The following is a 13,216-nucleotide window of genomic DNA, read 5'->3' as shown; positions in this document are numbered from 1 at the left end:
CGGTTACGGCAGAGCCGCGACGAGTTCGGCGGGAGCCACCTTCGTTCCGGTGTAGAACGGGATCTCGACGCGCACGTGGCGGCGGGCTTCGGTGTTACGCAGGTGGCGCATCAGGTCGACGATCCGGTGCAGTTCGTCGGCCTCGAAGGCGAGGATCCACTCGTAGTCGCCGAGCGCGAACGACGCGACGGTGTTGGCGCGCACGTCCGGGTAATCCCGCGCCTCCTTGCCGTGGTCGGCCAGCATCTTGCGGCGTTCCTCGTCGGGCAGCAGGTACCAGTCGTAGGACCGGACGAACGGGTACACGCAGACGTACTTGCGTGCCTCCTCGCCTGCCAGGAACGCGGGCACGTGGCTCTTGTTGAACTCGGCGGGCCGGTGCAGCGCGGTCTGGCTCCAGACCGGCGTGGACGCGCGGCCGAGCGGCGTGCTCCGGAACCCGGTGTAGGCGGCCTGGACCTGCTCGATTTCCTCGGCGTGCCACCAGATCATGTAGTCCGCGTCGGCGCGGAGGCCGGACACGTCGTACACGCCGCGGACGACGACGCCCTTGGCCTCGAGCCCGTCGAGGTACTCGGCCGTCTCCTGGCCGGCGGCGGCGCGGTCCTCCCCCAACTTCCCCGGTTCGATCCGGAAGACCGACCACGTGGTGTAGCGGATCGTGTCGTTGAGTTCGTTGTAATTCAGCCGCGCCATGCCTCCATCCTGGCACTCCCGGCGCGGCGGTCGCCATGGGGCTCCGTCACACGAAGAGCTGCTCCGCGACGCGCCGGGCAGCGGCATCGGCGGTGGCCACGCAGGCCGGCAGCCCGACGCCGTGCAACGTGGCGCCCGCCACGGCCAGGCCCGGGACATCCGCCACGGCCGTCTCGATCCGCATCACCCGCTCCAGGTGCCCGGTGCCGTATTGCGGCAGGCCGCCGCCCCAGCGCGTGACCAAGGTGTCGATCGGCGTCGCGGTGACCCCGGCTAGGCGGGCCAGATCCCCGCGGACCGCGGCGATCAGCGCGTCGTCGTCGCCGTTCAGCGCGCCGGGTTCGCCGAACCGGCCGACCGAACCGCGCACCAGCACCGGGCCGTCGCCGCCGAAGTGCGCCCACTTGTTCGACGAAAACGTGAACGCCTTGCAGGCGTAGGGCACACCTTCCGCGTCCCGCTCCCCCGCGCCGATCAGGATTCCGGACGCGTCGGGCAGTTCAGTCCCAGGCGGGAACGCGAACGCGACGACCGCCATCGATGCCAGTTCGACCTCGCCGAACGCGGTCGAGGCCGCCGGGGCCACTCCGTCGAGCAGCTTTCGCGCGGCCGGGGCGGGCACTGCGAGCAGCACCGCGTCCGCGGCTACCGGACTGTCCGAAGGCGCGTGCGCTGGGGCGGCCGCGCCGAACTCGAGACGCCAGCCGGACGGTGTCTGCTGTAGCGCGCGGACTGTCGACGACGTGCGCAGCTCGGCACCGGACAGCTCCAGCAACCGGTCGAGCAACCCGCGCAGGCCGCCGGTGAGACTGCCGAAAACCGGTGCAGTACCAGGAGTTTTCGGCAGCAGCGACGAGGCGGCCTCGGTGAGCGAACCCGCGCCGGCCGCGATCGCGTTGGCCAGGCCGGGCATCGTCGCGCGGAGGCCGAGACCGTCGGCACCGCCCGCGTACACGCCGCCCAGCAGCGGGTCGACCAGGCGGTCCACCAGTTCGTCCCCAAAGCGCGTGCGCAGCAACGACCCGAGCGGAACGTCGCCGGAACCCAGCTCGACCGGGCCGAGCGAACGCTCCTTCTCGACCGCGCGCCGTCCGTCCTCGGACAACACCCCGGCGACCGACTCCGCGGACGCCGGCACTCCCATCACGGTGCCCGGCGGCAAGCTCTGCACCGAACCGCCGGCGTGGATCTTGGCGCGCGCCTTCGTGGGGTGCACGAGGCGATCGGCGAGACCGACCTCCTCGACCAGCGAAACCATCTCGGGCCGCCGGGCGAGGAAGGCTTCGGCACCCACGTCGTAGCCGACTCCGCCGACCTCGGCCGTGCGCAGCTTCCCGCCGATCGCGGGCGTGCTCTCGAAAACGGTGATCGTGACGCGATCGCCGAGCAGCTTGCGCAACCGGTACGCCGCGGCCAGCCCGGAGATCCCGCCGCCGACGACCGCGACGTGCTTCACAGCGAATGCACCAGCTCGACGACGCGAGTCAGCACCTCCGGGTCCACCCCCGGCAGCACGCCGTGGCCGAGGTTGAACACATGTCCTCGAGCGGCGCGGCCCTCCTCGACAATCCGGCGCACTTCGGCCTCCAGCACCGGCCACGACGCGTACAGCAGCGCCGGGTCGAGGTTGCCCTGCACCGACGCCTTGCCGCCGAGCCGGTGCACCGCGACGTCGAGCGGAATCCGCCAGTCGACGCCGACCACGTCCGCGCCCGCCTCGCGCATCGCGCCGAGCAGCTCGCCGGTGCCGACGCCGAAGTGGATCCGCGGCACGTCGTACTCCCCCGCAGCCGCCAGCACCCGCGCGGAATGCGGCAGCACGAACTCACGGTAGTCGCGCTCGGACAGCGCCCCGGCCCACGAGTCGAACAGCTGCACCGCGTCGACGCCCGCGTCGAGCTGGGCGCGCAGGAACGCGGCGGCGATGTCGGCGAGGCGCGCGGCGAGGTCGTGCCAGACCTCGGGCTGCGAGTGCATCAAGGCCTTGGTGTGCTCGTGGTTGCGGCTCGGGCCGCCCTCGATCAGGTAGCTGGCCAGCGTGAACGGCGCGCCGGCGAATCCGATCAGCGGCGTCTCGCCGAGCCCCTTCACCAGCAGCCGGACGCCCTCGGCGACCTTCTCCACCTGCTCGGGTTCGAGCTTCGGCAGCGCGCGCACCGCCTCCGCGTCGCGCACCGGCGAGGCCACGACCGGACCGGTGCCGGGCACGATGTCGATGTCGACGCCCGCCGCCTTGAGCGGGACGACGATGTCGCTGAACAGGATCGCCGCGTCGACGCCGTGCCTGCGGACCGGCTGCAGCGTGATCTCGGCGAGCATCTCCGGGTCGAAGCACGCGTCGAGCATCGGCACGCCCTCGCGCAGCGCGCGGTACTCCGGCAGCGAACGGCCTGCCTGGCGCATGAACCACACTGGAACGTGCGCGGGCCGCTCCCCGCGCGCGGCGGCGAGGAAAGCCGAGCCGGGCAGGGCGCGACGGGGCGAGACGGACGGGGCGCCGACGGGCGCGGGCGAAACCTGAGGCACGAACCCCATGGTCCCACGCGGGTCCGACAGTCCTGGGCCGCCCCGTGCCCAACGAGCCCGGTCCCGGGTTCGGGGTGGCGGCGTCTTGGGTGACCGGCTTCGGATTCGGTATCTGGTGGCCGGTTTTGATGCTGGATTCGTTGTGGTCTGCGCTAGATGCGGCAGGTGGGAGGAAAAGGTGGCGCGGCGGGGGACGGCGAGGTGGAGATAGGTGGACACCGAGGGGGTGGGCGAGGCACAGGGCGTTGGCGACGGCTGAAGGGCGAAGCGCGGGGCGCGGGGCGCGGGGGCGTCGGGCCTCGCGCCTCGGGCCGCGCACTTCGCACTTCGGGCGTCGGGCGTCGGGCGTCGGGCGTCGGGCGTCGGGCGTCGGGCGTCGGGCGTCGGGCGAAGCGAACAGTGAGTCGAAGACTGAGGCGAAGCGCGGGGCCGAGGCAGACGGCGAACCGGAGGACGTAGCGAGCCGCGAGCCGAGGGGAAGGCGGGCGGAGGGGTTCCCCGGGTCGCGGGTGGGTCTCGCTCGGCGCGCCTGCGTCCGCAACCGGGCGGCGCAGCCCTACAGTCGGAGCGTGACCGCGATGACGCCAGTGCCCGATCTCTTCCGCGAAGCCGTCGCGGCGCTGCAAGCCGTCCGGCCGCGCCCGGAGATCCGGCTCGAGACGATGCGTGCGCCGCAGCGGCTCGCGCCGTGGTCGTATGCGCTGAGCTGTGAGGTTTCCGGACCCGCGGACGTCATGGCGTCCGGCAGGCTGGTGCTGCTGCACGATCCGGACGGCCAGGAGGGCTGGGACGGCGTGATGCGGCTGGTCATGTACGTCCGGGCCGAGCTGGACCGCGAGCTGGCCACGGATCCGTTCCTGCCCGCGGTCGGCTGGTCGTGGCTCACCGACGCGCTGGAGGCCTCCGGCGCGTCCTGGAAGGCGCTCGGCGGCACGGTCACCGAGACGTCCTCGGCGCGGTTCGGCGACATCTCCGGGCCTGCCCGGACCGACGATCTCGAGCTGCGGGCCTCCTGGACGCCGACCGACGCCGCGCTCGGGCCGCACGGGCTCGCGTTCTGCCAGGTGATGGCGAGCGTCGTGGGGCTGCCGCCGGTGGGCGTCACGCTGTTCGAGCAGCGCCAAAGCTCCTGATTTCCCAAGTTCACCCGGTCGGGCAGCCGCCGCGGGGCGTTCGCACGCGCACCGGCGCGGCTTTTCCGGCGGCTTGCGCCTTGCCCGGCGCGCGGCCGGGATCTTCGGCGGGGGTTCCGGGCGGCCGCGGCTGACCGTCCACCGTGGACCGGAGCGGCCGTTGTCCCGGGTGCCGCACGTTCGTGGCCGCGCGTGATCACAGGCAGTGAACCCCAGGTCACCCGCCCAGACGCCGCCTCAGGCCCGTTCCCGCCGCCCCCGCCCGGGCCCGATCGAACCGCCGGGGCGCGCGGCGAAACGTGAAAGAAAATGATCTTGCCCCGGCCGGAGCGCATTTCCGGGACCGGGGAGCCGGGGCGGCCGCCCCGGTCCGGCAGCACCCGCAGGTGCACGGGCCATCTGCACGCCCGTTTCGATGCCGGTAACTCAGGTGCATCGCGGCCCGGTCGCCAGTCGTTAACAAGACTCCGATCGTTAGTCCGATCGTGTTACAACGACCTCGCTGAGTGACGAACTGTTTCGGATAGATACCCATTCGATCCCCCCGCAACGGCGTCGGGACGGCTACAGTGCCTGGGACGACACCACTTTCGGTCTAAAGCTGGCGCGGCTGAACGGCCGAAGGTCCCGGTGCCGGTCGGGGGGCACGACCGACTCCAGGGAGGTAGTGACGTGGCTACCGTCGGCTTATCTCAGGCCGTCCGATCCACGCCAGCCGGTGCTTTGCCGGCGAGCATGGTTCCGCACCCGCGGGAAGAGCTTTTTCCGTGTTGGTGGTCGATGACCACCCGCTGTTGAGGGAGGCAATCGCAGCACGACTCGCACAGATGGGTGCGGGCACTGTCCACGAGGCCGCCACGGTGGCCGAGGCGAGGGCGCGAGCACAGGCCACCGGCCCGTGCGACCTGGCGATCCTCGATCTCGGACTGCCGGACGGCAGCGGCATCGAACTGGTTACGGAACTCCGTAGCCACGGCTGGCCGCGCGTGGTGGTGCTGGCATCCTCCGACGACCCGTACGCGGTGCGCTCCGCGTTCCAGGCCGGAGCACAGGCGTACCTGCTGAAGTCGGCGTCGCCGGTGGTGGTCACCGACGGCGTGCGCCGGGTTCTCGAAGGCGGCGTCTACGCCGACCCGAGCGTGGCCCCGGTCCTGGCGACCGGCACGCGCGTGGCGGGCACCGACAACACCCCGCGCGAGCTGTCCGCTCGCGAGGTGGAGGTGCTCCAGCTCGTCGCGGACGGGCAGTCGAACAAGGAGATCGGGGAGGAGCTTTCCCTCTCCGCGCTCACCGTCAAGTCCCACCTGTCCCGCATCGGGCGCAAGCTCGGCACGGGCGACCGGGCGCAGATGGTCGCGCTGGCGATGCGAGCCGGCGTGATCCGCTGACGACGACGAACCACGTCCCCGCGGGGCGGGCGGACCAGGCGCGGTCCGCCCGTCCCGTAGGGTCGTCGGACATGGGAACTGCACAGGCGGACGGAGCCCGGACCGGAGACGAGACCACCGAAGACTCCGGAACGCCGGTGCTGCTCCGCGAACCGGCGGAAGGCACCCCTCCGGTGGTGGCCGACCCCGCCGCGCTCGCCGAGGCGTGCGCGCGGCTGGCCGCGGGCACCGGCGCCGTCGCCGTCGACACCGAACGGGCTTCGGGCTACCGGTACTGGCCCAAGGCCTATCTCGTCCAGCTGCGCCGCGAAGGCTCCGGCACGGTGCTGATCGATCCGATCGCGCTCGCCGACGACCTCGCCCCGCTGCGGGACGTCCTCAACGACACCGAGTGGGTGCTGCACGCGGCGTCCCAGGATCTGCCGTGCCTGGCGGAGCTGGACCTGCGCCCGCGGTCGCTGTTCGACACCGAGCTGGCCGGACGGCTGGCCGGGTACGAACGCGTCGCGCTGGGCACGCTCGTGGAGCTGCTGCTCGGGTACACGCTCGAAAAGGGGCACAGCGCCGCGGACTGGTCGAAACGGCCGCTGCCGGTCGACTGGCTCAACTACGCCGCGCTCGACGTCGAGCTGCTCAACGAACTGCGCGCGAAGCTCGAAGCCGAACTCGCCGCGCAGGGCAAGCTGGAGTGGGCTCAGCAGGAGTTCGAGGCGGTCCGCACCGCTCCCCCGCCCGCGCCGCGCGCCGAACCGTGGCGCCGGACGTCCGGAGTGCACAAGATCCGCAGCCCGCGCGGCCTCGCCGCGGTGCGGGAGATGTGGCAGGCCCGGGACGAGCTGGCCCGCAAACGCGACCGCGCGCCGAGCCGGATCCTGCCCGACAGCGCGATCGTCAACGCGGTGACCTCGGACCCGAAGACGGTCGAGGAGCTGCAGGCGCTGCCGGTGTTCAGCGGCCGCGTGCAGCGCAAGTACACGGCCAGCTGGCTCCGGCACCTCCAGGCGGCCAAAGCGCTGCCGTCGAGCGAGCTGCCGAGCCCGAGCCAGCCGTCCGACGGTCCGCCGCCGGTCAACCGCTGGGCCGACAAGGACCCGGACGCCGCCGCCCGGCTCGCCGCCGCGCGGGCCGCGCTGGCCGCGATCGCGGAGGACCGGAAGCTGCCGGTGGAGAACCTGCTGCTGCCGGACCTGGTCCGGCGCACCTGCTGGCGGCCGCCCGCCGACCTCGCGGAGGACTCGGTGGCGGACGCGCTGCGGGCGGGCGGGGCCCGGCCGTGGCAGGTGGAGCTGACCGCGGCGGCGCTGAGCAAGGCGTTGCACAGCACGGCTTCCTGACGGACCGGCACCTGGTGGTTCAGACCTCTACCTGAGGTTTAGACCTTCGGAAGGCAACGGGGTGGGCGGCTGGGGCGCGGTTCTTTCGCGGCAAGGTTCGGCGAGTCCGCCAAGCCGCCCGGACAGCGTCTCAGCGGCGATCAGGCGCGGCGACGGGCCGGTCTGCGGTAACCGAGCGACCGCGCCACTCCGGTCGCCGTGGTGACCACTGCGGGCACCAGATGGGCCACTGACGTCGTCTCGCGGCGGCCCACGACCGCCACCGCGGCGGTGACCCGGGCGGACGCGTCGCGGATCGGGGCGGCGACGGCGACCGCGTCGTCGGCGAGCTGGCGGTCGGCGACGCAGTAGCCGGTGCGGGCGATGTCGGCGAGTTCGGCGCGCAGGGCGTCCGGATCGGTCGTGGTGTGCGGGGTTTCCGCGACGATCGGGCTGGTCAGCGCGGATTCGCGGGTGTCGGCGGCGGCGTGCGCGAGCAGCACCCGGCCGGTGGCGGTCGTGGTCGCGGGCAGGCGGGCGCCGGTCGTGGTCAGGATGCCGACCGACCGGTGCCCGGCGAGGCGGGCCAGGAACACCACGTCGGTGCCGTCCAGCACGGAGAGGTGCACGTTCTCGCCGGTCGCGTCGAACAGGTCGCCCAGGTACGGCAGGGCGATCTCGCGGAGAGACGCCCTGGCCAGCGACAGCGAGCCCAGCTCCCACAGTTTCAGGCCGAGGTGATAGCCGCCGTGTTCGTCGCGGGCGAGCGCTCCCCACTCGGCCAGTTCGCCGACCAGCCGGTGCGCCGTGCTCAACGGCAGGCCGGCGGTCTTGGCTATCTCGGTCAGCGAACGCACCGGCGTCTGTGCGCTGAAGCAGTCCAGCACCGACAGCAGCCGCGCCGCCGCGGTGGGTCTGGCTTCCATGTGGCGGAAGTCTGATTGAGGCCGGGCCTCGGCGCAAGCGACACTGCGGGCGTGGGCGAGGAGTCGGTTTTGATCACGGGCGCCGGTTCGGGTCTCGGCCTGGGAGCGGGATTGACGCTCGCGGCGCGCGGGCACCGGGTGTTCGCCACCGTCGAACGGGACGATCAGGTGGAGCCGACGCGGGCGGCGTTCGCCGAGCACGGGCTCGCCGCGGAGGTCTCCCGGCTCGATCTGCTCGACGCGGCCGATCGCGAGGCAGCCGCGGAACTCGACGCGTCGGTCCTGCTCAACAACGCCGGATTCGGAGCCGAAGGTCCCTTGCTGCGCACGGATTCCGCAGTGGTGCGGAAGACACGTCTTCGGCACGCTCGAGCTGACCCGGCTGGTCTCGGACCGGCTCGTCGCCGCGGGCCGGGGCGGGCGCGTACGGGGCCAGCCAGTTCGCGCTGGAGGCGATGGCGCAGGCGGTCCGTCAGGAACCTCGGCCGCACGGAATCGAAGTCCGGGTCGTCGAACCCGGGCCGTTTTCCACCGGGTTCAACGAAAAGCTCGTGGCGAACGCGCCGCGTCGGAGCACGAGTTTTCGAATTTCCTGGCCAGGCAGCGCGATCCGGGCCTGGCGGTCGAATCCGGGCCGTACCGGACGATCGTGCCCGCGGAGTTCGGCGCGATCGTGCGCGAGCAGCAAGATCGGCTTTGGGCGCGGACCGACCTGGCCGGCCCGTGAGAAAGTGCGTCAGCACACCAGCACGAGACAGGAGCACATGACAGTGAAGATCGCGGTTCTCGGGGGCGGGCACGGTTCCTGGGCCACGGTGGCGGAACTCGCCGAGCACGGCCACGAGGTGCGCTGGTGGCGGCGGAACGCCGAGGCGCTGGCAGCGGTGCGCGCGACCGGGGCGGTGGCCGTCCGGGATTACCGGGGCTCCCGTTCGGTGCCGGTCGGCGACGGCGCCGGGGAGATCAACCCGGTGGCGGACCTCGCGGAGGCGGTGCGCGGAGCGGCTCTCGTCGTGATCCCGCTGCCCTCGACGACGCACGACGACCTGGCTCCGCGGCTCGCCCCGTTGCTGACCGAGGGCCAGGTGGTGTTCCTGCCGCCGGGCACGTTCGGTTCGATGGTGTTCGCCAAGGCCGTCGCCGGCGCGGGCGGAAGCCCGGACATCGCGTTCGCCGAAGCCGGGACGCTGCCGTACCTCGCGCGCCGGCACGGGGACGCGGAAGTGGTGATCAGCGGCTACGCGACCCGCCTGCCGACCGGGGTGTTCCCGCTGCGGCTGGCCGAAAGCGCGTTCCAGACGCTGCGCGAGGCGTACCCGAGCATCGAGGACGCGGGCGACGGGCTCAGCGGGGCGCTGATGAACGCGGGCCCGATCATCCACCCGCCGCTGATCACGATGAACGCCGGTCCGCTGGAGCATTTCGCCGCCTGGGACATCCACAACGAGGGCACGCAGCCGTCCATCCGCAGCGTCACCGACGCGCTGGACGCCGAGCGGGTCGCGCTGCGCGAAGCGTTCGGCTACGGCGCGCCGCACTTCCCACTGGCCGACCACTACGCCACCGACGGCGAGGAGTGGATGTACGGCCGCGCGGCGCACGAGAGGCTGACCGACAGCGGCGACTGGCGCGAGAAGATCGACCTCCACACGCACCGCTACATGGTGGAGGACACCCGGCTCGGCCTGTCGCTGCTGGTGTCCGCGGGCCGGTTCGCCGGGGTGCCGACACCGGTCGCGGAGGGCCTGCTGGCTCTCGGCTCCGCGATCACTGGCCGCGATTTCTACGCCGAGGGACGGACCTTCGAAAACCTCGGCCTCGCGGACCTCGACCGGGCCGGGCTGACCGAGCTGCTGCAGAACGGAGTCCAGTCGTGATCGCGATCGTCGGCGCCGGACGGATGGGCGAGGGCATCGCGCTGGCCTTCCTAGCGGCGGGCCATCCGGTCCTGCTCGCCGACGTCAAGGACCGGACCGAGGAGGAACGCCAGCTCCGCCGCGACGAGGTCCGCAAGCGCCTCGCCGACCGGCTGCGCGCGATGTTCGGCCACGCCGACGCGCTGGAAAGCCTGACGCTGGGCGACCGTTCGGCGAAGGAACTCGCCGACGCGACCGTGGTGTTCGAGGCCGTGCCGGAGGTCATGGCGGTCAAGCGCGAGGTGTTCGGCTGGCTCGGCGCGCAGGTGCCCGAGTCGGCGGTGCTGGCCTCGACGACGTCGACCTTCCTGGTCACGCAGATCGCGGAACTCGCCGACCGGCCGGAACGCGTGGTCAACGCGCATTGGCTCAACCCGGCCGAACTGATGCCGCTGGTCGAGGTCAGCCGCGGCGACGACACCGACCCGGCCGCGGTCGACCGGCTGGTGACGCTGCTGCGCGAAATCGGCAAGGTGCCCGTGGTGTGCGGGCCCGCCGCCGGGTACATCGTGCCGCGGCTGCAGGCGCTGCTGATGAACGAGGCCGCGCGGATGGTCGAGGAAGGGGTGGCCGGCCCCGCCGAGATCGACCTGGCGGTGCGCGCCGGACTCGGCCCGCGGTTCTCGGTGCTGGGCCCGCTGGAATTCATCGACTGGGGCGGCGGCGACATCCTCTACTACGCCTCGCGCTACCTGACCGGCGAACTCGGCGAGCGCTTCCAGGCGCCCGCGATCGTCGAGGAGAACATGACCGAACACCGGCGCGGCCTCCAGGACGGGGCCGGGTTCTACCGCTTCGACCCGGACGGAGTGCCGGAGTACCGGGCCGCGCGGATGCGGGAGTTCGAGGACATTTTCCGGCTGCGCGGACCGCATTTGCAGGACGGGACGGCGGTTCCGGTGCGTCCGGAAGACGGTTCGGCGGAGTGATTCTTGGTTGGCGGCCGCGGGTTCGGGCCCGCGGCCGTCAGCACTTTTTCAACCATCCGGCTGCCTGGACGGTCTGCGGATGGTCTTCGCCGAGGACTGCTTCGAGGCCGGAGACCACGGCCGCCAGCTCCGCGGCAGCACCTGCCCGGTCGCCCCGACGGGCGGCGGTGCGGGCCAGCGTCGCGCGGAGGCCGAGCAGCACCGGGTGTCCTGCTGGCCAGGCCTCGGCAGACAGCACGGTTCGCGCGGAGTGCTCGGCTTCGGCCAAGTCGCAGCTCTCCAGGCAGGCTCGCGCGAAGGTACCGCGCAGGATCAGCGCGCTCCGGCCTCGCTCTTCGCTCAAGATCCGGCGGAGCAGGTCGGCCGCCTCGGGCGCTTGCCCTGCCTTCAGGAGAACGGTCGCCAGGCACTCCCCCAGCCCTGGCCGCCTCGCGACCAGCTCGCGCAACGGAGCGATCGCGGGCTCCGGGTCTCCGATTTCGGCTCGCACCACCAAGAGGATTCCGCGGACCGCGTCTCGTTGCTCGTCGGTCTCGCAGAGCGCATCCTCGTCGGACAGCAATCGTTCGGCCGCCTCGTAGCGGGCCAGCGCGCGCAGCATGGCGGCCTTCCGACGTCGTCCGGCTTTCGTCCGGGCGTGCGCCGGGCCGAGTTCGGCCGCGCAGTAGTCGATGTGGGCGTCCAGCACCACCAGCGCGTCCTCGTACCGCGCTGCGACGCCGTACGCTTCCGCGAGGAGAAGCTGGGTCTTGAACGTGGCTGGCTGGCGCGCGCCCCAGGTTTCCTCGAACAGCTCGGCGGTGCGTTCCAGCAGCGGGATCGCCTCCGCCGGACGGCCCTGCGCCGTTTGACAACACGCCAGATTCGCCCACGCGGCAAGGGTGTTCGGCTCGCGCGGGCCGAAGGTCTCCGTCAACGCGGGTACCAGATCCGCGTAGTGCTGTTCCGCGGCTGACCAGTCCTCGTTCTCGAGCAGCAACTGGCCCAGCAAGAGCCGACGGCGCAGGTTCGGCACGCTCGTCGGGTTACGCGCCTTCGCGAGCGCGGCCCGCAGCGCGGCGACCTCGTCGGCCGGCTCTGGCTTCGAGCGGAAGAATCCCACTTGGACAGTCTGCCCGCCCGGCGATTCAGTCCTTCTTCAGCCACCCAGCGACCTCGAGAACGTCCGGATGCTTCGGCCCGAACGCCTCGGTCAAGCCCGCCGCGACCGCCTCCAGCTCGCGGTCCGCCTCCTCGTCCCGGCCGCGTTCCCGGGCGACTCGCGCCAGCGTCGCGCGGAAGCCGAGCTTCAGCGGATGTCCGTCTGGCAGGCCGTCGGCTGACACGAGTTCCCTCGCCAGCGTCTCCGCCGCGTCGAGCTGGCCGCTTTCCAGGTACGCGCGGGCCAGTTCCCCGGCCGGGCCCCACTGCTGCGCGGCCGGTTGTGCGGACAGCACGGCGCGGTACAGCTCCGCCGCCTCCGCGGGTTCCCCGGCCCGCAGCAGCACCGCGGCGAGCACCTCGACGAACTCCGGCGTGCGGTACTGCTCGGCGAGTTCCCTTGCCTTGTACTGGACCGCCTTCGCCGCGCCGCGCTCCGCTCGGATCAGCAGGCCGACCGCGGCGGCTCGGTCGCGTTCGTGGTCGTCTCGCGGTTTTCGGGAGAGGCCGGAGTTCAGGCCGGCGGCCTCGTCGTATCGGCCCAGCGTCCGCAGCACACTCACCTTTCGGCGAGCGCTCGCGATGGTCTGCTCGTGATACTCCCCGAACTTGTCCACGCACGCGTTCAGGTGCTTGCTGAGCACGTCCAGCGCCCCGTCGTACTCCCCGGACAGCGAGTACATCTCGGACAGCATCAGCTGTGCCTGCATGGTGGCCGGGTCGTCGGGAAACACCGCGTCGTAGATGTCCACTGTGGACTCCATGAGGTGCACCGCGTCCTCGACCTGGCCCAACGCGGCCTTCGCCGTCGCCAGGTTCAGCCACGCGCCGAGCGTGCCCGGGTGCTGTTCTCCCTCGACGCGCACCTGGGCGTCGGCCAGTTCGGTGTAGTGCTCCTCGGCCGCGGGCCAGTCGCCGGCTTCGATCAGCAGCAGGCCGATCCGGTGGCGCATCGCGAGGCTCTCCGGGGAATCCGGGTCCGCGGCTTTCGCCAGTTTCTTGCGCAGCCGAGTCAGTTCAGCCGCCGGGTTCGCCCGGAAAAGCCCCATTGCCGTCCCCCATCCGGTTGGCGCGTTCCTCCAGTGTGCCCCATGCCACTCCTGCCCCGGGAGTGTGCCGTCCCCCACTCGACCGGGCCACTGCACTGGTTACCCACGGGTAACAAGGGCTAGGGTGCGGAACAGGAACACTCTCGACTTCAGGAGCATTCGTGGCCGCACCAGCAACGCCGCCGCTCGCGCCCACCGCG

The 13,216-nt window shown here is 72.1% G+C and carries 10 protein-coding genes and 3 pseudogenes; 7 read left to right on the top strand and 6 right to left on the bottom strand.

Annotation, left to right across the window (positions count from 1 at the left end):
• Window positions 1-3: 3 nt before the first annotated feature.
• Genes hemQ through hemE form a run of 3 tightly spaced genes read right to left on the bottom strand, consistent with a single transcriptional unit; the run spans window position 4 to window position 3,231 of the window.
• Window positions 4-696: a hydrogen peroxide-dependent heme synthase gene (gene hemQ / locus RPX00_RS26800; protein WP_406629445.1), complete on the bottom strand. Its 693-nt coding sequence runs from the start codon at window positions 694-696 to the stop codon at window positions 4-6.
• 46 nt (window positions 697-742) lie between these two features.
• On the bottom strand, window positions 743-2,152 hold the full coding sequence (hemG, locus tag RPX00_RS26795) for a protoporphyrinogen oxidase (protein ID WP_406629443.1): 1,410 nt from the start codon (window positions 2,150-2,152) through the stop codon (window positions 743-745).
• Complete coding sequence (gene hemE, locus RPX00_RS26790) at window positions 2,149-3,231, bottom strand: uroporphyrinogen decarboxylase (RefSeq protein ID WP_406629442.1); 1,083 nt, start codon at window positions 3,229-3,231, stop codon at window positions 2,149-2,151. Before hemE ends, hemG begins: the two co-directional genes overlap by 4 nt.
• A 560-nt stretch (window positions 3,232-3,791) precedes the next feature.
• Between hemE and RPX00_RS26785 the strand changes: the two genes are divergently transcribed.
• The 3 genes and pseudogenes from RPX00_RS26785 to RPX00_RS26775 all read left to right on the top strand — a co-directional run bounded on the left by RPX00_RS26785 (window position 3,792) and on the right by RPX00_RS26775 (window position 7,077).
• On the top strand, window positions 3,792-4,355 hold the full coding sequence (locus tag RPX00_RS26785; RefSeq protein WP_406629440.1) for a DUF3000 domain-containing protein: 564 nt from the start codon (window positions 3,792-3,794) through the stop codon (window positions 4,353-4,355).
• Window positions 4,356-5,027: 672 nt separating this feature from the next.
• Window positions 5,028-5,743: pseudogene (locus tag RPX00_RS26780) on the top strand (response regulator).
• Window positions 5,744-5,814: 71 nt separating this feature from the next.
• Window positions 5,815-7,077: an HRDC domain-containing protein gene (locus tag RPX00_RS26775; protein WP_406629438.1), complete on the top strand. Its 1,263-nt coding sequence runs from the start codon at window positions 5,815-5,817 to the stop codon at window positions 7,075-7,077.
• A 140-nt stretch (window positions 7,078-7,217) separates the two neighbouring features.
• Here RPX00_RS26775 and RPX00_RS26770 read toward each other — a convergent pair whose 3' ends face one another.
• The gene (locus RPX00_RS26770) at window positions 7,218-7,982 is read right to left on the bottom strand and encodes an IclR family transcriptional regulator (RefSeq protein ID WP_406629436.1); all 765 of its coding nucleotides are present in this window, start codon (window positions 7,980-7,982) and stop codon (window positions 7,218-7,220) included.
• 51 nt (window positions 7,983-8,033) lie between these two features.
• Here RPX00_RS26770 and RPX00_RS26765 point away from each other — a divergent pair.
• The 4 genes and pseudogenes from RPX00_RS26765 to RPX00_RS26750 all read left to right on the top strand — a co-directional run.
• A pseudogene (locus RPX00_RS26765) lies at window positions 8,034-8,318 on the top strand (SDR family NAD(P)-dependent oxidoreductase); the annotation flags it as partial.
• A gap of 62 nt (window positions 8,319-8,380) precedes the next feature.
• Window positions 8,381-8,527 (top strand): annotated as a pseudogene (locus RPX00_RS26760) (SDR family NAD(P)-dependent oxidoreductase); the annotation flags it as partial.
• 219 nt (window positions 8,528-8,746) lie between these two features.
• Window positions 8,747-9,859 carry an NAD/NADP octopine/nopaline dehydrogenase family protein gene (locus tag RPX00_RS26755; protein ID WP_406629434.1) on the top strand — a complete coding sequence of 371 codons (1,113 nt, stop codon included), beginning with the start codon at window positions 8,747-8,749 and terminating at the stop codon, window positions 9,857-9,859.
• The gene (locus RPX00_RS26750) at window positions 9,856-10,827 is read left to right on the top strand and encodes a 3-hydroxyacyl-CoA dehydrogenase NAD-binding domain-containing protein (protein ID WP_406629432.1); all 972 of its coding nucleotides are present in this window, start codon (window positions 9,856-9,858) and stop codon (window positions 10,825-10,827) included. Before RPX00_RS26755 ends, RPX00_RS26750 begins: the two co-directional genes overlap by 4 nt.
• Before the next feature lie 37 nt (window positions 10,828-10,864).
• Here RPX00_RS26750 and RPX00_RS26745 read toward each other — a convergent pair whose 3' ends face one another.
• Window positions 10,865-11,929 (bottom strand): tetratricopeptide repeat protein, encoded by a 1,065-nt coding sequence (locus RPX00_RS26745; protein ID WP_406629430.1) that lies wholly within the window; start codon window positions 11,927-11,929, stop codon window positions 10,865-10,867.
• 25 nt (window positions 11,930-11,954) lie between these two features.
• A complete protein-coding gene (locus RPX00_RS26740; RefSeq protein WP_406629428.1) occupies window positions 11,955-13,016 on the bottom strand; it encodes a tetratricopeptide repeat protein in 1,062 nt (353 codons plus the stop codon).
• Window positions 13,017-13,216: the final 200 nt, after the last annotated feature.

It is taken from the genome of Amycolatopsis sp. WGS_07, from assembly GCF_045278895.1.
Taxonomy (GTDB): Bacteria; Actinomycetota; Actinomycetes; order Mycobacteriales; family Pseudonocardiaceae; genus Amycolatopsis.
Note: the sequence above shows the minus strand (reverse complement) of the source record. Positions and strands in the feature narration are given on the sequence as shown.